Source organism: Caballeronia sordidicola, from assembly GCF_001544455.2.
Lineage (GTDB): Bacteria > Pseudomonadota > Gammaproteobacteria > Burkholderiales > Burkholderiaceae > Caballeronia > Caballeronia sordidicola.
Window position 1 is genome coordinate 84,819 of sequence record NZ_FCOC02000014.1, and the last position, 18,328, is coordinate 103,146.

The following is an 18,328-nucleotide window of genomic DNA, read 5'->3' on the forward strand; positions in this document are numbered from 1 at the left end:
GAAAGGGAACAGCGAATCGCTAACGAAGTTTTTCAACGCCGCCAACTGCCTCATGTACATCAAGCGTGGTCGATTCACCCGGACGCAAGAACACCAGCGGCCCGTGAGACTCGATTTCGAAATAAGGCAGCTTCGGCGCGTTGAAGATTTCAAGCGGCGAGCCGTGAGCATACCTTGCCTCTGGAAGCACCGGGAAACGCCTGCTCAACGTAAGCTTAGCGTCCGGCAAATCGAACACTACATGCATGACGCCGGGTGAATTGTTGATACCAAGTTTGAACTCGACCGCGTCGGTGCATTGCGTCGTAACATGACTGTTGGAGCCGGTTACGAAACCGGAATCGCGCACATCGCCCAAAGGCCCCTTGGCAAGAAACGGCATGACGGACACGCGCCAGTCTTGTTGTCCGTTTTCGATGCCGGTCTCCACACGGCCCGGCCGCCGCAGCATGAGTACGTCCCAGATCGCGCAGGAGCGTGCCGACTCGCCGCGGTTGCTAAGCTCGTGCGACGTTGTCCATGCGCCATCGCTCGCGGACAACGCGATCCGCCGCCGCACCTGCAAGCCGCTTTGCCGGCAGACAGGGCTTAGCAACTCTATGCCCATCGACCGGTTGTCGAACCACGTATCCGTCACTTCATATGGACCACTATCGAGATCACGCTGCGGCGCGCCGTCGGGCCACTCGGATTCCGGCGCGATCCATGTCTTGCCGCCGCCCCACAGCGGGAAATTCCATTCGCCGCACAGCGCGCGCCACTGTTCCACGCTCCAGTCCGGTACGCGGCCGGCCAGCGCGTCGTTGACATACGCCAGCTCGACGCCTTCATGCCGGATGCTCATCAACCTTCCGCCAATGGCTGGCACGACAACGAGTTCGACCGTGCCCTCGCGCATCGACAACGCGTTCCACCCGCGATACTCGATCCATTTCAACTCGCGAAGCGTATCGGCGGCGGCTCCGGCAAAGTGCGATATGCGATTGAGCATCGCTCAGCTCTTCGCCACCGGTTTGCTGCGCATCAGGCTGACTGTTTCAGGCTGCGCAACCTTGCACATGACGGGCGGCAGACCGCGCGCGATCAGTTCGATATCCGCCAGCGCGCGGCGGCCGATTTCGCGCAGCACAGCGCTCAACGCGCCGGCCTGATGCGGCGAAAGCAACACGTTGTCGATGGACCGGGCGCGGTGGCCCGGCGAGAGCGGTTCCTCGGGAAAGACATCGGTCGCCACGCGGATATGGCCTGACGCGGCGGCGTCGAGCATGGCGTCGAAGTCGACTACGCCTGCCCGGCTCACGAGCACAAACGCGGCGCCTTGCTTCATCGATGCAAATTCCTCGCGCGTAAGAAAGCCCTGATTCTGCGAAGTGACACCCGCCACCACAAACACGACTTGAGACTCGCGCAAGACGGTTTCCAGCGACGCCGGCTTGCACCCCAGCGCTTCGATATACGCCGGCGGCAACCAGGGATCGAACGCCCTTGCAACGCCGCGAAACGGCGCGGTCAGCGGCAGGATTGCGCGCCCCAGATCGCCCATGCCGATAAACCCCACCGGCGCGCCATAGAGCGAGAACGCGTCCCTGTTGGCATCGAGTCCATATTGCTCCGTTTCATCGCGAAAGCGCCGGTCCGCACGGCTGATCCCGCGCGCCAGATCGATCGCCATGCCGAGCGCCGCCTCGGCGACGGGTTCCGCGAATACCGGACTGACATTCAGCACGCGCACGCCTTGCAGGAAGCATTGCGCGTAGTCCACGTTCGGCAGAAAGTTGCCCTCCACATTCACGATGGCGCGAAGATTCGTGGCACGCGCAAGGCGCTCGGCGGGCATGTCGAACTGACCGACCATGACGTGTGCATCGACAGCATGCTGGTTGAATATGTCATCTGTCACGGGGCCGTCTTCGTGAATGAACACATCGCCCAGCGCATGAAGGCGTTCCAGATCGGCGGGACTGAATATGTCTTCGACGCTACGCGGCGACGGCGCAATGAACAGGCGGATTTTCTCTGCGGCTTGAATCGGGGACAAGGGGATACTCCAGGAAAGGAATTGCTGACGCGGCGACGCGGCCAGCACTGGCGCGCGTCTCTCGCAAAAAGGAATTAGCGTGACTTTCGGGTGAACAGCTTGTCGGCCGTGACAGCGGCTATGATCAATGCACCCATCACGATCTGCTGGTAATAGGTCTCAACGTTCATGATGTTCAGAATGTTGTTGATCACGCCAATGATCAATCCGCCAATGACCACGCCCGTGACCTGCCCTCGGCCGCCAAAGAAGCTCGTCCCGCCAATGATCGCCGAGGCAATGGCGAAGGTTTCGAATCCCACCCCGGCGTTGGGCTCGGCGGCCGCGGTCCGCGCAGTCGTGACAATCCCCGCAATGCCCGCGCACGTTCCCGCAATGATGAACACGACCATGGTGTGCAGCTTCACGCTGATACCGGAATAAAAAGCAGCTTGCGCATTGCCGCCGAGCGCATAGATGTTGCGGCCGAGTTTGGTGAACTTGGTGAGAAAAAGCAAAAAGCCCGCTACGACAACCGCGATGACAATCGGTATAGGTACGCCGAAAACACGCCCGGCGACAACGTCGGTGAACGACCGATCAAAGCCGAACACCGAGCGCGAGTCGGAAACAATGAGCGTGACGCCGCGATAAATCGCGGCGGTCCCAAGCGTGATGATGAACGGATGCAGTTGGGTGAGATTGACGAGCGCGCCGTTGATCGCACCGAGCAGTGCACCCATGCCGACCCCGCCGATCAGCACCGCGAGCCAGACGGGCATGCCCGCCATCATCAGCTTCGCCATCACCATGCCGGAGAGCGCCAGCACGGAACCAATCGACAAGTCGATACCCGCAATCAGGATGGTGAAGAACACGCCGCACGCAAGCAGCACCATGACGGAGCTTTGCAGCAGGACCTGCACGAGGTTGTCGCGCGTGAGGAAGTACTGGGGCGACGCAATGCTGCACAGGATCAGCAGCAGCACGAGAATGCCGAACGTGCCGTACGTCTGCCATATCGTGGCGAAATCACGCCGGGGCGCCGCAGGCAGCGGCGCGCCCGATGTATTGGATGGGTTCATCTTGCCTCCTTCGTGGTCGCTCATGACGTGGCGACCTGCATGATCGATTCTTCCGTGGCGTCAGCATTCGCAAGCGTGCTTGCCACCGTGCCGTCCTTGTACACCGCAATGCGGTCGCATACCGCTATGAGTTCCGGCAATTCCGACGACACCATCAGGATCGCCTTCCCCTCGTTTGCGAGGCCGCGCATGATCGAATAGATTTCCGCCTTCGCGCCTATGTCGATACCGCGGGTAGGTTCGTCGAAGATAAAGAGGTCGCTGTGCGCCGCGAGCCACTTCGCGATGATCGCCTTCTGCTGGTTGCCGCCGGAAAGCTCCGTGATGTTCTGCGTTGACGACGCGCACCGGATGCGCAGCCGCTCCTTGTAGCGCAAGCCGAGCTCGCGCTGGCGCGCACGATCGATCAGTCCAAGCGACAACGCGCGTCGCGTGCTGCGCAAAGCAGGCACCACGAAGATGTTTTCTTCGATGTTCAGGTTATGAAAAAAGCCGGTCGCGCGCCGGTCTTCGGTCACGAATGCAAGCCCTTGTTTCACGGCTTGATACGGCGAGTCGATGGTAATCTCGCGTCCGTTGAGCATCATGCGTCCCGTGGATTTGCGACGCACGCCGAAGATGGTTTCCATCAACTCGCTGCGACCGGATCCCATCAAGCCCGCAAAACCGAAAATCTCCCCGCGATGCACATTGAAGGAGACGTCGCGCACCCAGCCGTCGCGCGACGAAAGATGATCGACCGAAAACACCACTTCGCCATGCGTGGCATCTTCACCTTGCGGCCGCCCATGGACAATCTCGCGGCCGACCATCAACGCGACAAGGCGATCCGTGGGTATCGACTTTGCATCATACGTGCCCACGTATTTGCCGTCCTTGAGCACCGTGACCCGGTCGCCAATCACCGGAATCTCCTTGAGCTTGTGCGAGATATAAGCAATGCCCACGCCCTCGCGCTTAAGGTCGGCGATCACGTTGAAGAGCTTGGCGACTTCCGTATCGGTCAACGAGGAAGTCGGTTCGTCCATGATGATGAGCCGCGCCTCGCTCGCGAGCGCTTTGGCAATCTCGACCTGCTGCTTCTCCGAAATACCGAGATCGCCAACCAGTGTGCGCGGGTCCCGTGCAAGCCCGACGCGCGCGAGAACCTCTCGCGCTTTCGCATTCATCTTGCGTCGATCCACCACCGAAACGCCCAGTCGCCGGATGGTCGGAATACGCCCGACGAACAGGTTTTCCTCGATACTCAAATAGTCGATGACGCTCAGTTCCTGATAGATCAGGCAAATGCCAAGCTGGGCAGACAATGACGGCGAGAGCTTCGGGTATTCATTTCCGCCCGCGACGATCACGCCCGAAGTCGGCTCGTAGATGCCGCTGAGGATTTTCATCAGCGTCGATTTCCCGGCGCCGTTTTCGCCGAGCAGCACATGCACTTCGCCAGCGCGAACGTCGAAGCTCACGTCGCTCAGCGCCGTAGTGCCGGGAAACAGTTTCGTGATGCCGCGCACAGCCACCAGAACATCGTTCATCCGATCCTCGCCAGGCCGTGTTACTTCGTGATCAGATGCGACTCGATCGGCAGGAATTCCGGCGTCTTGTTCGGGTCGATAGCAGGCTTGTTCTTCAACGCGTCGACCAGCAGGTCTACCGCCTTTGCACCCATGGCCGCGGAATCCTGCGCAATCGTTGCGGTCAGCTCGCCGCGCTTGACCGAGTCGAGCGCTTCAGGAACGCCGTCGGTGCCGACCACGACGACCTTGCCGAGCTTGTCCGCGTTCTTCACGGCTTGAGCAGCACCGAGCGCCATGGTGTCGTTCGCCGCGTAAATGGCCTTCAGGTCGGGATTGCGCTGCAGGATGTTGGTCGTCACGTCGAGCGCTTTCGAGCGATCCCAGTCGCCCGGCTGGCTTGCCACGAGCTTGATAGAGGGTACTTTTGCGAAGGCTTGCTTGGCGCCGTCACGACGCGCGTCGCCCGACACGTTGCCCGCTTTTCCTTCGATGATCGCGACCTTGCCGCCCGCACTGCCAAGCTTCTGTACGATGTAATCGCCCGCCTTGTTGCCGAGCGCCACGTTGTCGCTCGAGATGAACGCGATCACCGCGCCGCCTGCGGCCTTCAACTGGCCCTGATCGATTTTTTCATCGATATTGACTACGTAGATACCCTTTTTCGTCGCGGCGCTGACGGCCTGGATCAGGCTCACGGGCGAGATGGGCGCAACGCCGATAGCCTTGTAGTTCTTGTTCAGCACGTCTTCCACCAGACGCTGCTGGCCCTGGATATCTTCTTCGCTGTTGGCCGCGAGGATGTCGACCGTGACGCCTTTCGCTTTCGCTTCCTTCTGAATGCCGTCACGCATGGCGACCCAGTACGGGTTGGCCAGCGTCTTCAGGACTATGGCAATGTCGGCCGCCTGCGCCGGCGTCCACGCGGCCAGCGTCAGCGCCGCTGCTGCAACGCCCGTTGTCGATTTGAGCCATTTTTGTACGTTCATCCTTCGTCTCCTGTTATTCCGCTCACGCGGGTTTTTAATCGATGCACACCACCTCGAATTAGATCTGCGTCCACGCGCCTGCTTTCGATGAACCCAGCACGGCATCAATGATCTGCCCCGAGCGATACCCGTCGTCGAATGTCGGCAGGCCCTCGCGCGTTTCGCCGCGGATCGCCGCATACGTATCGGCGACAAAGGCCTCGAAGCATTGCGCATAGCCTTGAGCGTGACCCGCCGGCAAGGTCGCGAGACGCCGCTGCTCGGCACTGCCGCGCGATGGGTCGCGCACGAATAGGCGAGTCGAGTCGCGCTCGCCCAGCCATAGTTTTTCGGGCTCTTCCTGATCGAATACAAGGCTTGCATTGGCGCCATCGATCTCGAACCACAAGCGGTTCTTGCGGCCCGCCGACACCTGGCTCACGGTCAGCGTGGTCAGGACGCCGGCTTGCGTGCGGAACAACGCGCCCGCGATGTCCTCGGTCGTCACGGCCTGTCTTGCCGCCGATGCATCCGGCGTCACCGCTGAAAACGTCGCGACCGATCCCGCCGGACGATCCTTCATGGTGGTCTGAAGCGTCGCAACAACGGATTCGAAGCGCTCGCCGCTGATCCACTCGATCAGGTCGCACCAGTGCGACCCGATGTCGGCGAACGCGCGTGACGGGCCGCCGAGCGCAGCATCGACACGCCAGTTGGTATCGTCGCGACCCAGCAGCCAGTCTTGCAGATAGCTTCCGTGGATGAGTTGCAGCGCGCCCACGGTCCCGTCTTTCACGAGTGCGCGAGCTTCACGCACCATCGGGTGATATCGATAAACAAACGGCACGGCCGCCACGCGCTGCGCCGAATGCGCGGCGTTCGCCAGCGCTTTTGCATCGGCGAGGCTTGTCGCAAGCGGCTTCTCGCACACCACGTGCTTGCCTGCGGCGAGCGCCGCCATGGCAAGCGGGTAATGCGTGGAATTGGGCGTGCATATATGAATGACCTGTACGGCCGGATCTGCAATGGCTTCGTCGGCATTTGAATACGCGCGCCCGATACCCAGTTGAGCCGCGGCCTCTTTGGCGCGTTCCGGGCTGGACGTCGCGATACCTTTTATCTGCGCACCCGCCAGGCGGCTCGCCCTGGAATGCACCGCGCCCATCATCCCGGCGCCGACGATTGCCACGCCCAGCGTTCCAGCCGGTTTTGTCTCAGCCATTTTTTTAAACTCCATTTGGTTGAGTGGACAATACCGAGGCCACGCTAGCGAAGACATTTTGTATTATTTAATTCGATTTACGACATAAATACTTTGCCTATCGGCGTGAGATTCGTACTTGTGGCTAGTGCACGGATTAAAGTAAGCTCAATTTCCCAAGCCCTGGCCGCCATGCACACTCAAAGCAATCAGCCCGCTCCGTCCCGCCTCGCTACTTTCGACCGCGCGTTCCGGCTGGAAGAGTTCGAGGTGCACAGCAAGCTCGCGAGACTGATTGCGTCGTCGCAGGGCGTCAGCCGCGCGGACCTTGCACGCAATACCGGGTTCGCGCGCTCGACCGTGTCGCAATTGATCCAGCCGTTGATTGAATGCGACCTGGTGAAAGAACAGACGCAAAGCGCGTCGGCGAGAGGCCGGCCTGGAACCATGCTCGTGCTCAATCCCCGCGCCGGCGTCGTTCTCGTCGCGGACATGGGGGCGACTCACGGGCGCCTTGTGATCTCCGATCTCGCGCAGCGGCGACTCGCCGAACGTGTGTTCGGCATTGACGTTGCGCTTGGGCCGGAACCGGTACTCAAATCGATCATCGAGCAATTCCGTCAATTGCTGCACGAGCACCGGCTCCTCGATCAATCCGTGCGCAGCGTCGTGGTCGGTTTGCCGAGTCCCGTGGATTTCAGCCGCGGCATTTGCGTGCGCCCGCCCATCATGCCGGGATGGGACGGCTTTCCTGTCTCCGAGTATCTTCAGGCGCGCCTGAAGACGCCCGTTCTTGTTGATAACGACGTGAACCTCATGGCGCTGGGCGAAGCGCGCACGCGGCCCGCCAACCAGTCGCCGCTGCTCTTCGCCAAGGTATCGACGGGGATCGGCTGCGGCATCATCACGTCCGAGGGCATGCTGCACCGTGGCGCCGATGGCTCCGCGGGCGACATCGGCCATATCAGGGTGCCGGGCCGCGACGACGTGGTCTGCCGCTGCGGCAACATAGGCTGCGTGGAGGCGGTTGCATCCACGCACGCGGTTCTCGCCAACCTGCAGGCCCTGCCCGATGTAGTCGCGCAAAACGTGGATGACCTCGTGCGCCTCGTGCGGTCCGGCGACCCTCAGGCAGTGCGGCTGATTCGCGCGGCGGCTGAGGAGATCGGCGAAATCATCGCCATGCTCGTGCATATGTACAACCCCGCCGCCATCGTGCTTGGCGGGCGCATGGCCAGGATCAGCGACGACCTGCTGGCCGGGGTTCGCGCGGTCGTCTACCGGCGAGCGCTGCCGCTCGCCACACGCAGCCTGCTGATCCAGAACACGGCGCTGAATCAATACGCTGGCGCGATTGGCGGGACGGTGCTCGGGATCGAGAGCGCGCTTTCGTCGAAAGGGATTGCTTCCATACTTCGCCCGCTGCATGGGTAAGCATGCGTGACTCCTGCAGACATATAGCCCAAGCCACGCCCATGCAGCCCGCTGATTAGAAACGATGGATCATCGCAACGCGATAAACCATCTGGTTCTCTCCCGACGATACCCCCGCCGACGCCGGAGTCTGCGCGAAATCGAAGCCGGTACCGGTGTTCGCGCTGACCACGTGCTGATAAACACCCTGTGCATATACCGACGTCCGCTTGCTCAGGTCATAGTCGAGCATAAGAGACAGTTGATGCCATTTGGGCAGGAAGTCGCCGACCGTGGAATGAACATGCGCTTCGGTGAATGTGTACGCGCCGCCTAGCCATAAGCTCGGCGTGAACAGGTATTTGCCGTTGATTTCGAAGTTATCGAATTTCCACGATGTCCATTTTCCGCCGGCGGGCTGAGTCGCGGCCGCGGCGAAATAGCCATTGCTGGTCGGGTTGTACACGTCGACATGCGAATAGGAAAAGCCTATTTTCGTGTTGTCGAATTTGTAGGCGAGACCCGCCACAATGTTCTGCTGCGACGAGCCTACGAAAACCGTATCGGTTGCAACCGCGCCCGTCGCGCTTCCCGCGTTGTTGAGCTTCAGGTAACCAACTGCGGCAGTCAGGCCGCCATTCTGATACTGGCCGGCCGCGCTATACATGCGATTGTTCGCAAAGCCTGTGTCGTTGCTGAAGCCGTACATGGCCTCGCCCTTGAATCCCCTATAAGAAGGGCTCGTGTACTTCACCGAGTTGTTGATGCGGTAATCGAAGTCGGCATTGTCGTTATCGAACGGATGCGACGAGACATCGCCGGTCATTGATCCCGCACCCGTAAGACCGCTCCATAGGTCAAGCGTGGGATCGTACTGGCGACCCAGCGTCAGCGTGCCGTAAGTGTCGGATTGGATGCCGACGTACGCCTGCCGGCCAAATTCACGGCCGCCTTGTTTCAGCGTTCCGTTGCTTGCGTCAAAGCCATTCTCCAACTGAAAGATCACGCGATATCCGCCGCCAAGGTCTTCGCTTCCTTTCAATCCCCAACGGCTGCCGTATGTATCGCCGCTTTTCATCTGGACCGTGCCATGGCCTCTGGCGTTGCTGGTGAAGTTGAGGCCTTCGTCGATCACGCCATAAAGCGTCACGCTGTTTTGCGCGTGCGCCGAAACAGCGACACCCGCGAGCGCCGCTGCCGCGGCGATAGAAGCTATTTTCGTCATTTATCTTCCCGTGATTTGGATTTATCAAAAACGCTTTTTATTTCGTATGACTAACCTTAAGCCTTGCCTTCCGTGATTGTCATGCCGCGCGGCTCTTGTCGACGTTTCATCACGAAAGGATGCTAACGACGCACAAAAGTCGCGTCTTCCGCCGCTTCAGCGGATGAAACTTTTATTTTTCACTGCGATTTGTCGTATATTGAAATCGCGGTCTTGTCGGCGTTCAATACAGGGTTCTGCAGTCCGCCCGGCGATTGCAAATCCAGTTTCCCTTTAGCGGTGCGCCCACCTCGCGATTGCAGGAGCCGCCCGTGACCCGCGTAAACACCTAGCCTTTAAATTTCGCCTTAAGCTTCCTTGACTTCAGTCGATCATGTCCTAAACTTAACTTTATGGTTAAGTTTCAGGAAGCGGCCCTGGACCGCACATTCAACGCGTTAGCGGACCCTACCCGGCGCGCCCTGCTTGCACGCATGGCCGCCAACGCGGACCTGTCCGTCAGCGATCTGGCGCAGCCCTTTGCCATGTCGTTGCCCGCGGTGATGAAGCATCTCGATGTGCTGTTAGAGGCCGGTCTGATCACACGCACCAAGACGGGCCGCACCGTCGCATGCCGGCTCGCCGCCGGACCGATGGAGGAAGCGATGCAGTGGCTCGCCCGCTATGAACGCTTCTGGACCGACACGCTCGATCGCCTCGCCGCCTTTGTGGAGGAAGACCCATGCCCGCCAAACCCAGTCTCACGCTCCAGCGCCGAATCAATGCAAGTCCCGCCAAAATCTACGCCGCGTGGACGGACCCGTCGCAACTCGTGAAGTGGATGCATCCCAACAACAACGACGTGATCCACGCGAAAATGGACGTGCGCGTGGGCGGGCGCTTCCGGATCATCATGCGCTCGCCGGCTGGCGAGGAGCACGACGTAAGCGGCGTATTCAAGGAAGTCGTGCAGGACGAAAAACTCGTCTACACCTGGGCCTGGCGCAGCACGCCAGAACGGGAATCGCTCGTCACGTTCACGCTGCGGCGCGATGGCGAACTCACGCTGCTCACGCTGAAACACGAGCAGTTCTTCGATGAAACCGCGCGCGATAACCACGAGGCCGGATGGAACGAAATCCTCGATGGGCTTGTGCGGGAATTCGCCTGATTACTGGAGGAGGACGCAAAGATGGAACCGCATCGGATCGTTTCTAGGGAAGAATGGCTTGCTGCGCAAAAAGCGCATCTGGCCGAGGAAAAGGCCCTGACGCATGCGCGTGACGCGCTCGCCGAAAAGCGTCGCGCCCTGCCGTGGGTAAAGGTCGAGAAAAGCTATATATTCGATACACCCAGTGGCCGCAAGACGCTTGCCGACCTTTTCAACGGACGTAGCCAGTTGATCGTGTATCACTTCATGCTGGGACCGGATTGGGAAGCGGGATGCACAGGATGCTCATTCGTATCGGATCATATGGATGGCGCATTGATGCACGTCGAGCAGCGCGATGTCGCCTATGTCGCGGTGTCACGTGCGCCGCTCGCAAAAATAGAAGCCTTCAAGAAACGCATGGGCTGGCATTTTCGATGGGTATCGTCGTTCGGCAGCGACTTCAATTTCGACCATCACGTGTCGTTTTCGCCCGAGCAGCGAGCCACGGGAAAGATCGAATACAACTTCCAGATACACGAAACCAGGGAACCCGGTTTCGACAGCGACGAGATGCCCGGCGTCAGTGTGTTCTACAAAGACGAACGCGGCGATGTGTATCACACGTTCTCGGCGTATGGACGCGGCGTGGAACCCCTGATAGGCGCCTATGACCTGCTCGACATCACGCCGAAAGGACGCGACGAAACGCACGGCATGACCGACTGGATGCGGCATCACGATCGTTATGAAAGTGCACCCGGCCATGCAGGCGCCAGCGCGCCGCGGGAGACGGGACATAGCTGTCATTGACATCGATTGAGCGCACGAGACATGCGGGCTTGCACATGCTCAAGCCCGCATGTTGTTCCTCTCTCGCATCTTTCCTGATATCGAAAGCATTTTTAATTGGTTAAGCACGGGACAGGCAAACGCGAAAATTGCTTTAGCTCCAGGTCTCGAACACGCGCGCTCGCCCATGTGCGGCCGCATTCGCGCCTGCCGTATTTTCGTCGCTTAAATATTCAGGTGTCCCGATGCTCACTGTCCCAACCCGTTTGCGTCTACGCGAACGCGTGATGTACGCCGCCATTGCGTCGATTGCGGCGTCATTGCTGATCCTGCAAGGCGGCTGCAATTCCCGCGATGCAACACCGGGCACTGCATCGGCCAGCAGCGTCGAGGCCACGAAGGTCACTTACTTCAAGTATCCCGACAATCCCGCGTTCGACCTCGTTTATCTCGCGGACAAGCTGGGTTACTTCGATGGCACCAGCACGCGTCCGAAATACGTGGGCAAAGTATCGGCGCCACAGATCATTCCTCTGGTCGGCACGGGCGAGATCGACTTCGGTACGCGCATGGTGCCACTCGTGATCTCCGCAATCGCAAGCGGGGCCGACATCAAGGTCGTATCCGCCGGCGGCGAGACATTGCCCGACGCACCGCATATGAAGTACTTCTCGCGCAAGGACTCCGGCATCACGCAGCCCAAGGACTTCGAAGGCAAGACGGTAGCGTTCAACAGTTTTGGCGCATGCGCGGAGTTCGTCACCAAGAAATATCTCTCGCAGCATGGCGTGGATGTTTCAAAAGTGAACTGGCTGGTCGTTCCCGACAACCAGTCGCAACAGGCGCTGGTCACGAAGAACGTGGACATCGCGATCATTCACCCGCCGTTCTCCGGCGCAGCCGAACACGACCCGCAACTTCACAAGCTCTGGAGCGACTGGGACGAGGATCACGGCCTTGGCGGAATGGCCCCTTATAGCGTGAACGGCGGGTTTGCACGCGCGCATCCGCAAGCGGTACGCGACTTCGTAACCGCCATTGCCAAGGCTGGAAACTGGGTCAACGCGCATCCCGATGAGGCCCGCAAGCTGACCGCCGAACGGCTGGGAATCGATGTCGATGTAGTCGAGCGTTATGCCTACGTCAAGGACCTCGTCGTGACCACGCCGCCGATCCAGTACTACATCGATATCCTCGAACAAGCGGGCAAGATTCCAAAGGGCAAGGTGAAAGTCGAGGACGTGTACACCAACGAATTCAATCCGTATGCGCAGCCTCCCGCGCGAGCGAATGCATCAACGAATGCAGGCAAGTCCGCGATGAATGCGCCGGCGGAAGCGGCATCGTGAGCAGCGTGCCGCTTCATCATGGCAAGATCGTCGCCGAGCAGCTGGGCCTTGCCTACATCGATCAGGGAACGCCGGGGCGCTCACGCAGCAACGTTGTGCTTCACGATTTCAACCTGTCAGTGCGAGAGGGTGAATTCCTTTCGGTGCTGGGACCGAGCGGCTGCGGCAAATCGAGCTTCCTCAACATACTCGCCGGACTCGTGCCGCAGACCCGCGGCGATGTGCGCATAGACGGACAGATCCTCAGCGGCGTCAGTCGCAAGCTGGGTGTCGTGTTTCAGGGGTATGCGCTGTTCCCGTGGCGTACCGTCATGGAGAACATTGAAATCGGTCTTGAGATTCGCGATGTGAAACGGGCCGAACGCCGTGCTGAAGCCGCGCGATTTCTGTCGCTCGTCGGATTGCAAGCGTATGGCGATCATTACCCGCACCAGCTTTCAGGCGGCATGCGCCAACGCGTTGCCATTGCACGCGCGCTGGCATACGGACCCGAAGTGCTGTTGATGGACGAGCCCTTCGGTGCGCTCGATGCTCAAACGCGCGAGTCGTTGCAAAGCGAACTACTTGGCATTTGGGAGAAGAGCGCAAAGACGGTGGTGTTCATCACACACAGCATAGACGAAGCGATATTTCTTTCTGACCGCGTGGCGATCATGACGCGCGGTCCCGGCAGGATCAAGGAAATCGTCGATATCACGCTGCCACGGCCGCGCGATGAGACCGTGCGAAATTCGACGGAGTTCCTGGCGTTGCGGCAACGCGCCTGGAGCCTGCTGAAAACCGAGGTCGCCGAAGTACGCAATGCGCCTGCTCAAGAGCAAACAAGGACCGTCCATGCGTAATCGATCAACTGCTACCGCCGTCTTTGCTGCGAGCGAGCCATTCGCATCCGATGCATCCAACAGCGCTGCCGGCTCGCCATTAAAAGAACCTTCGCCGCTGCGCATTCATGCCGTGCGTGTCTTCGAACGCAGCATTGCGCTGATTGGATTCCTGCTGTTGTGGGAGTTGCTGCCGCGCCTTGGCATTGTCAGCTCGGCGTATCTCAGTCCACCGTCGTCGGTCATGATCGCAATCGCGCATCTCTTCGATACCGGCGAAGTCTGGAAGCACATTGGCGCCAGTGCGTTCCGGTCGCTCGCCGGGTTGTTGCTCGCCGTCGCGGCCGGAATTGTCGGCGGATTTTTGCTGGGCTGGTTCCGGCGTGTCGAACGCGTCGCCGATCCCCTTTACCAATTGCTGCGGCAGGTCTCCGCATTCGCGTTGTTTCCTGTGTTCATGCTTTTTCTTGGCATTGGGGAATCGTCGAAGATCGCGATCATCGTGTGGGCCGCATTCTGGCCGGTGCTGCTCAACACGCTGTCTGGCGTAAAGCAGGTCGAGCGAATCTTTATCGATTGCGCCCGGTCGATGGGCGCCACGCAAGGCTTTATCTTTGCGAAGGTTATTTTGCCTGCGGCCTTGCCGCAGATACTGACAGGCATCCGCCTTGCCGGCGCATACAGCATCACCGCGCTGGTCGCCGCTGAAATGATCGGTGCGCGCTCGGGCCTTGGTTTCTACACGCTGAACTCGCAGGAGACTTTTCAGATTCCCGATATGTACGCGGGTATCGTATTGCTTGCGCTCTTTGGCTTGCTGATCAACTACGGCCTGTCGTTGCTCGAACGCAAGCTGCTGCGCTGGCGTGTTGGCATTACACAAAATGGCTAGCGATAGCGCTCGCTTTCCCAATTCCTGGTCATGGTCAAGCACGCGCAATCGCGCGGCCGCTTTTTTGCTGGTTCTCGTACTTGCCGGCGTGGCGTTAAGCCAGTTTGTCAGTCTTGAGAGGCCGTTCGCGGCGGCACGTCTTCGCGGCACGCTGATTGTCGCCGTGCCACCACGGCCCGCACCCGTGTTGAACGTCGGCCACGTGGATCGTACGTTGCGCTCGCCTGACCCTTTGTCGGCCGCATTGGCCGCTGACCTGGGACGCCGTCTCGGATTATCTGTCGACCTGCTGCTTCGCGATCCTGATTCAGCAGCGGCCGCCGTCGCGACGGGAAAGGCAGATGTAGCAATCGATGGCCTGCCGTTTCAACCGAATGCATCGCTATCTTTTGCCCCCGTCTCTTACGCGAACGGCCGAGGCCTGGGACTCGTCCTGCGCCACGGACAGGTCCACGACTGGGAAGACTTGCATGCGGGATCGATCTGCACGTCGACGGGCAACGTGTACGGTTCTCGCGCCGCGAAACTGCACGGCGCGCGCCTTCTGGCGTTCGATCGCCCGCTGGACGCGCTGCTGGCCTTCCAGGCCGGCGAATGCACCGCATTGGTGGACGACGAGCTCATCATCAAGTCATTATTGAAGCAACCCGACTGGAGCTATTACAGGGTACTTCCCGGCGCCATCGCGCCCACGCCCGCATTCATTGCGACTCCCGGCGGCGATGCCGCAAGCATGCGTTTCATCTATACCGCCGTGCGCGGCTGGCGCCAGAGCCGATGGCTTGCAACCGTGCGCGAGACGGTAGCCAAGCAGCTTGCCTTCGACATGTTCATCGCCGAGAACGACTTGTACTGTCACTGACGCGGCTCGCCATCAGACCCGGAGTTACCCGAATCCACCGTATACCCTAAGCCCGCTTATCTTGTAGTTGCTTCATTCATCACCTATCCTCTGAAACGTTTCAGTCGATAGCGAGTGGGCTTTCCATGCGCGTTTCTGACAGAACCGTTCCCACGCTGCGTGATGTCGCGAATGCGGCGGAAGTGTCTGTCGGCACGGCGTCGAAGGTACTCTCCGGCGCATCGGGCGTGAGCGCCGAGCGTGCACGCCGCGTCTGGGATGCCGCACGTCGAATGGGCTATCGGCGAAATGGAATCGCAGCGGATCTGCGCCGCGGCCGTCCGACTTCCATAGGTCTGGTCCTCCCCGACCTCACGAACCCGTTCTTCGTCGATATCGCGCGCGCCCTCGAAACGCATGCGCTTCAGCACGGTTACCAGCTCATCCTGGCTCACGCCGGCGAGGACCCGGAACGCGAAACGGAACGCATCCGCTTTGTCATGTCTCGTCAGGTTGCAGGCATGATCGTCATCCCGTGCAGCGGTTATCAACGCGCTCAACACGCAATTGCCGAGGCCCGCGAATGTCATGTGCCGCTCGTCATGGCGGATCGCGTGGACGACACTTTCCCTGCAAACACGGTGACGACCAATAGCCGCAGCGCGTCCGCCGAAGGAACCGCGCACCTCATTGCGCTTGGTCACAAGCGCATTGCGTTCCTGGTGAACACACTCAAGCTTGTGAACTCACGGGAGCGCGCCGAAGGCTACATGGACGCAATGCACAACGCCAACCTCGACACATACGTTTCTGTGGTCGAATGTGGTATGACAGCCGCGCAAAGCCACGCGGCGACGTTGAAGATCTTGAGCGGCTCGATGCGTCCGACCGCCCTCTTCACCGGCTGCAATGTCACCACATTGGGCGCGCTGCGCGCCATTCGCGATGCCGACTTGCGGATTCCCCTGGACGTGTCACTGCTTTCCTTTGACGACGCCCCGTGGATGTCCGTACTGCGGCCGTATCTCACTTCGATCCGCCAGCCTGTGGAAGCCATCGGCCATGCTATCTGGCAGTTGATGCTCAAGCTCTTGAGCGGCCAGCAGGATGAATGTGTTCATTTGAGTTTTACGGCGGAGTTACTGGTGCGTGAAAGCACGGCACACGCGCCCGCCGAAACTGCTGTATCTGGATGAAACGTTTCAGACGAATCACGACCTAAAAACAGGAGACATGGCGAATGGACCTCGAGAAACGTACCCTTGCCCGCGTGACCGCGCGGCTAGTGCCCTTCCTTATTCTTTGTTATTTCATCGCGTATCTGGACCGCGTGAATGTCGGCTTTGCGGCATTGCAAATGAACAAGGACCTTGGATTTTCACCTAGCGCTTTTGGCTTTGGCGCAGGCATTTTCTTCATCGCGTATTTCTTCTTCGAAGTGCCGTCCAATTTGCTGCTCGAGAAATTCGGCGCGCGCAGATGGATTGCACGGATCATGTTCACCTGGGGCATCCTCGCAGGCGCGATGGCTTTCATTCCGCATATAGCACGGTATACGGGGATGTCCGCCGCGCACGTGTTCTACGCGCTGCGCGTTCTGCTCGGGATTGCCGAAGCGGGATTTTTCCCCGGCATCATCTTCTTGCTGACGCTCTGGTTTCCCGGCGCTTATCGCGGGCGTGTAGTCGGTTACTTCATGGTCGCGATCCCGTTGTCCACAGTCATTGGTGCGCCTATCTCCGGTGCGCTGCTCAACATGGACAAGCTTGGTGGTCTTGCCGGCTGGCAATGGGTGTATCTGATCGAAGCGTTGCCGGCCTTGCTTCTCGCATTCGCGGTGCTAGCCTATCTCACCGACAAACCCGCCGACGCAAAGTGGCTCAGCGACGAAGAGCGCGACTGGCTCGTCAACCGCCAGGCTGAGGAGCGCAAGCAACGCGAAGCCGTACGCAGCTTCAGCGTCAAGGAAGCGCTGTTCAATCCGCGCGTGCTTGCCGTTGCACTGATCTATTTCGGTGCGAATGCAACGAATTACGGCTTGAGCTTCTTCTTGCCGCAGATCGTTAAGGGGTTCGGCCTGACGAATGTGCAAACGGGACTGGTGACGTCGCTGCCCTACGTTGTGGGTGCAATCAGCATGGTGTACTGGGGACGTCATTCGGACCGCAAACTCGAGCGCAAATGGCATGTAGCGATTGCATTACTGGTTGCGGCCGGCGGAATCGCGGCATCGACCGCGCTGGACAATCCGGTACTGAAAATGATCGCGCTGTCGATTGCCGGCTTTGGCATCTTCGGCTGCCTGCCCGTTATCTGGACATTGCCCGCGGCATTTCTTTCAGGCGCGGCGGCAGCAGGCGGCATTGCCGCTGTGAACTCCCTTGGCAATCTTGCGGGCTTTTTCGGACCCTATGCGATGGGCTGGATCAAGGACAGCACCGGCAGTTTCGCAGCCGGACTGCTGTGCCTCTCGGGCGCTGGGCTGGTGGGCGTTGCCGCCGTGCTGCTGCTCAAACACGATACGGCCCTGGAAAGCGCGCCGCGCGGCACGTTTGCCGAAGAACGCCATACGTGAAGGGTCCGATCAGAATGCGGTGTTTTCGCTTGCGATGGCTTTCCTTCGCGAGCGAAAACCGATCATCCATCAATTGTCCTTCCCGCCAGGCTCCAAAGCCGGCGCATGTCCCAATCGTAAGCACCGTCCGCGGTTGTGAGCCAAGCAACTTTGAATCCCACACAGAAGACGCGATCACAATACCGACCGGCAATGATTAGCCGAATACGGAACGTGCGGCCATTGGCCTCACCCATGTGAAAATTTTCCGCCTCTGAGTTGATTCGTAATCCAAAGTAGTTTTATTAGCCAAAATCTTGATCTGAATAAACGAAAGTCGTGACCGCACCTGTTATTGACCAACGCAAGCATGCCCAGCAACGCCGCCTTGTCGGACCGGACACCTGACGCGGTACATCGCTGCTACGGCATCGACCCGAAACACAGCGGCATTTTTGGATGTTTCAGCCAGTTCCACCTGCACGATCACCGTCCCAAACCAAGTTGTTACCGGAAGTCGTCAGCCATTC

Annotated in this window: 17 protein-coding genes; 10 read left to right on the top strand and 7 right to left on the bottom strand. The window is 59.7% G+C overall.

The window, feature by feature from the left end:
* Window positions 1-19: 19 nt before the first annotated feature.
* The 6 genes from AWB64_RS20845 to AWB64_RS20870 form a co-directional block, all read right to left on the bottom strand.
* Window positions 20-991, bottom strand: coding sequence for a hypothetical protein (locus tag AWB64_RS20845; protein WP_060857326.1), 972 nt, complete (start codon window positions 989-991; stop codon window positions 20-22).
* Window positions 992-994: 3 nt separating this feature from the next.
* On the bottom strand, window positions 995-2,038 hold the full coding sequence (locus tag AWB64_RS20850; RefSeq protein ID WP_244164135.1) for a hydroxyacid dehydrogenase: 1,044 nt from the start codon (window positions 2,036-2,038) through the stop codon (window positions 995-997).
* A gap of 74 nt (window positions 2,039-2,112) precedes the next feature.
* Window positions 2,113-3,102, bottom strand: a complete 990-nt coding sequence (alsC, locus tag AWB64_RS20855) for a D-allose ABC transporter permease (protein ID WP_060857408.1) — start codon at window positions 3,100-3,102, stop codon at window positions 2,113-2,115.
* A gap of 20 nt (window positions 3,103-3,122) precedes the next feature.
* Window positions 3,123-4,634 carry a sugar ABC transporter ATP-binding protein gene (locus tag AWB64_RS20860; RefSeq protein WP_060857327.1) on the bottom strand — a complete coding sequence of 504 codons (1,512 nt, stop codon included), beginning with the start codon at window positions 4,632-4,634 and terminating at the stop codon, window positions 3,123-3,125.
* A 20-nt stretch (window positions 4,635-4,654) separates the two neighbouring features.
* Complete coding sequence (alsB, locus tag AWB64_RS20865; RefSeq protein ID WP_060857328.1) at window positions 4,655-5,602, bottom strand: D-allose transporter substrate-binding protein; 948 nt, start codon at window positions 5,600-5,602, stop codon at window positions 4,655-4,657.
* Between the two features lie 58 nt (window positions 5,603-5,660).
* A complete protein-coding gene (locus AWB64_RS20870) occupies window positions 5,661-6,803 on the bottom strand; it encodes a Gfo/Idh/MocA family protein (RefSeq protein WP_060857329.1) in 1,143 nt (380 codons plus the stop codon).
* 171 nt (window positions 6,804-6,974) lie between these two features.
* Here AWB64_RS20870 and AWB64_RS20875 point away from each other — a divergent pair, with 171 nt between their 5' ends.
* Window positions 6,975-8,216 (top strand): ROK family transcriptional regulator, encoded by a 1,242-nt coding sequence (locus AWB64_RS20875; protein WP_060857330.1) that lies wholly within the window; start codon window positions 6,975-6,977, stop codon window positions 8,214-8,216.
* 55 nt (window positions 8,217-8,271) lie between these two features.
* Here AWB64_RS20875 and AWB64_RS20880 read toward each other — a convergent pair whose 3' ends face one another.
* On the bottom strand, window positions 8,272-9,420 hold the full coding sequence (locus AWB64_RS20880) for a porin (protein ID WP_060857331.1): 1,149 nt from the start codon (window positions 9,418-9,420) through the stop codon (window positions 8,272-8,274).
* 392 nt (window positions 9,421-9,812) lie between these two features.
* Here AWB64_RS20880 and AWB64_RS20885 point away from each other — a divergent pair, with 392 nt between their 5' ends.
* The 9 genes from AWB64_RS20885 (at window position 9,813) to AWB64_RS20925 (ending at window position 17,819) form a co-directional block, all read left to right on the top strand.
* Complete coding sequence (locus AWB64_RS20885; protein WP_060857332.1) at window positions 9,813-10,235, top strand: ArsR/SmtB family transcription factor; 423 nt, start codon at window positions 9,813-9,815, stop codon at window positions 10,233-10,235.
* Entirely contained in the window at window positions 10,142-10,570 is a 429-nt protein-coding gene (locus AWB64_RS20890) for an SRPBCC family protein (protein WP_060857333.1), read from the top strand. The genes AWB64_RS20885 and AWB64_RS20890 overlap by 94 nt, the downstream gene beginning before the upstream one ends.
* Before the next feature lie 21 nt (window positions 10,571-10,591).
* Entirely contained in the window at window positions 10,592-11,362 is a 771-nt protein-coding gene (locus AWB64_RS20895; RefSeq protein WP_060857334.1) for a DUF899 domain-containing protein, read from the top strand.
* 224 nt (window positions 11,363-11,586) lie between these two features.
* Window positions 11,587-12,690, top strand: coding sequence for an ABC transporter substrate-binding protein (locus AWB64_RS20900; protein WP_060857335.1), 1,104 nt, complete (start codon window positions 11,587-11,589; stop codon window positions 12,688-12,690).
* On the top strand, window positions 12,687-13,532 hold the full coding sequence (locus tag AWB64_RS20905) for an ABC transporter ATP-binding protein (protein ID WP_374728640.1): 846 nt from the start codon (window positions 12,687-12,689) through the stop codon (window positions 13,530-13,532). Before AWB64_RS20900 ends, AWB64_RS20905 begins: the two co-directional genes overlap by 4 nt.
* The gene (locus tag AWB64_RS20910; protein ID WP_082850568.1) at window positions 13,525-14,403 is read left to right on the top strand and encodes an ABC transporter permease; all 879 of its coding nucleotides are present in this window, start codon (window positions 13,525-13,527) and stop codon (window positions 14,401-14,403) included. The genes AWB64_RS20905 and AWB64_RS20910 overlap by 8 nt, the downstream gene beginning before the upstream one ends.
* Before the next feature lie 64 nt (window positions 14,404-14,467).
* Window positions 14,468-15,265: a type 2 periplasmic-binding domain-containing protein gene (locus AWB64_RS20915; protein ID WP_157766666.1), complete on the top strand. Its 798-nt coding sequence runs from the start codon at window positions 14,468-14,470 to the stop codon at window positions 15,263-15,265.
* 125 nt (window positions 15,266-15,390) lie between these two features.
* On the top strand, window positions 15,391-16,440 hold the full coding sequence (locus AWB64_RS20920; protein WP_060857337.1) for a LacI family DNA-binding transcriptional regulator: 1,050 nt from the start codon (window positions 15,391-15,393) through the stop codon (window positions 16,438-16,440).
* Between the two features lie 44 nt (window positions 16,441-16,484).
* Window positions 16,485-17,819, top strand: a complete 1,335-nt coding sequence (locus AWB64_RS20925) for an MFS transporter (protein ID WP_060857338.1) — start codon at window positions 16,485-16,487, stop codon at window positions 17,817-17,819.
* Window positions 17,820-18,328 lie beyond the last annotated feature (509 nt).

Bases quoted from the DNA above. Each gene is read 5' to 3' on its own strand.
- AWB64_RS20845 (WP_060857326.1), bottom strand. From the start codon at position 991: ATGCTCAATCGCATATCGCACTTTGCCGGAGCCGCCGCCGATACGCTT.
- alsC (WP_060857408.1), bottom strand. From the start codon at position 3,102: ATGAACCCATCCAATACATCGGGCGCGCCGCTGCCTGCGGCGCCCCGG.
- AWB64_RS20860 (WP_060857327.1), bottom strand. From the start codon at position 4,634: ATGAACGATGTTCTGGTGGCTGTGCGCGGCATCACGAAACTGTTTCCC.
- alsB (WP_060857328.1), bottom strand. From the start codon at position 5,602: ATGAACGTACAAAAATGGCTCAAATCGACAACGGGCGTTGCAGCAGCG.
- AWB64_RS20870 (WP_060857329.1), bottom strand. From the start codon at position 6,803: ATGGCTGAGACAAAACCGGCTGGAACGCTGGGCGTGGCAATCGTCGGC.
- AWB64_RS20875 (WP_060857330.1), top strand. From the start codon at position 6,975: ATGCACACTCAAAGCAATCAGCCCGCTCCGTCCCGCCTCGCTACTTTC.
- AWB64_RS20880 (WP_060857331.1), bottom strand. From the start codon at position 9,420: ATGACGAAAATAGCTTCTATCGCCGCGGCAGCGGCGCTCGCGGGTGTC.
- AWB64_RS20885 (WP_060857332.1), top strand. From the start codon at position 9,813: ATGGTTAAGTTTCAGGAAGCGGCCCTGGACCGCACATTCAACGCGTTA.
- AWB64_RS20890 (WP_060857333.1), top strand. From the start codon at position 10,142: ATGCCCGCCAAACCCAGTCTCACGCTCCAGCGCCGAATCAATGCAAGT.
- AWB64_RS20895 (WP_060857334.1), top strand. From the start codon at position 10,592: ATGGAACCGCATCGGATCGTTTCTAGGGAAGAATGGCTTGCTGCGCAA.
- AWB64_RS20900 (WP_060857335.1), top strand. From the start codon at position 11,587: ATGCTCACTGTCCCAACCCGTTTGCGTCTACGCGAACGCGTGATGTAC.
- AWB64_RS20910 (WP_082850568.1), top strand. From the start codon at position 13,525: ATGCGTAATCGATCAACTGCTACCGCCGTCTTTGCTGCGAGCGAGCCA.
- AWB64_RS20920 (WP_060857337.1), top strand. From the start codon at position 15,391: ATGCGCGTTTCTGACAGAACCGTTCCCACGCTGCGTGATGTCGCGAAT.
- AWB64_RS20925 (WP_060857338.1), top strand. From the start codon at position 16,485: ATGGACCTCGAGAAACGTACCCTTGCCCGCGTGACCGCGCGGCTAGTG.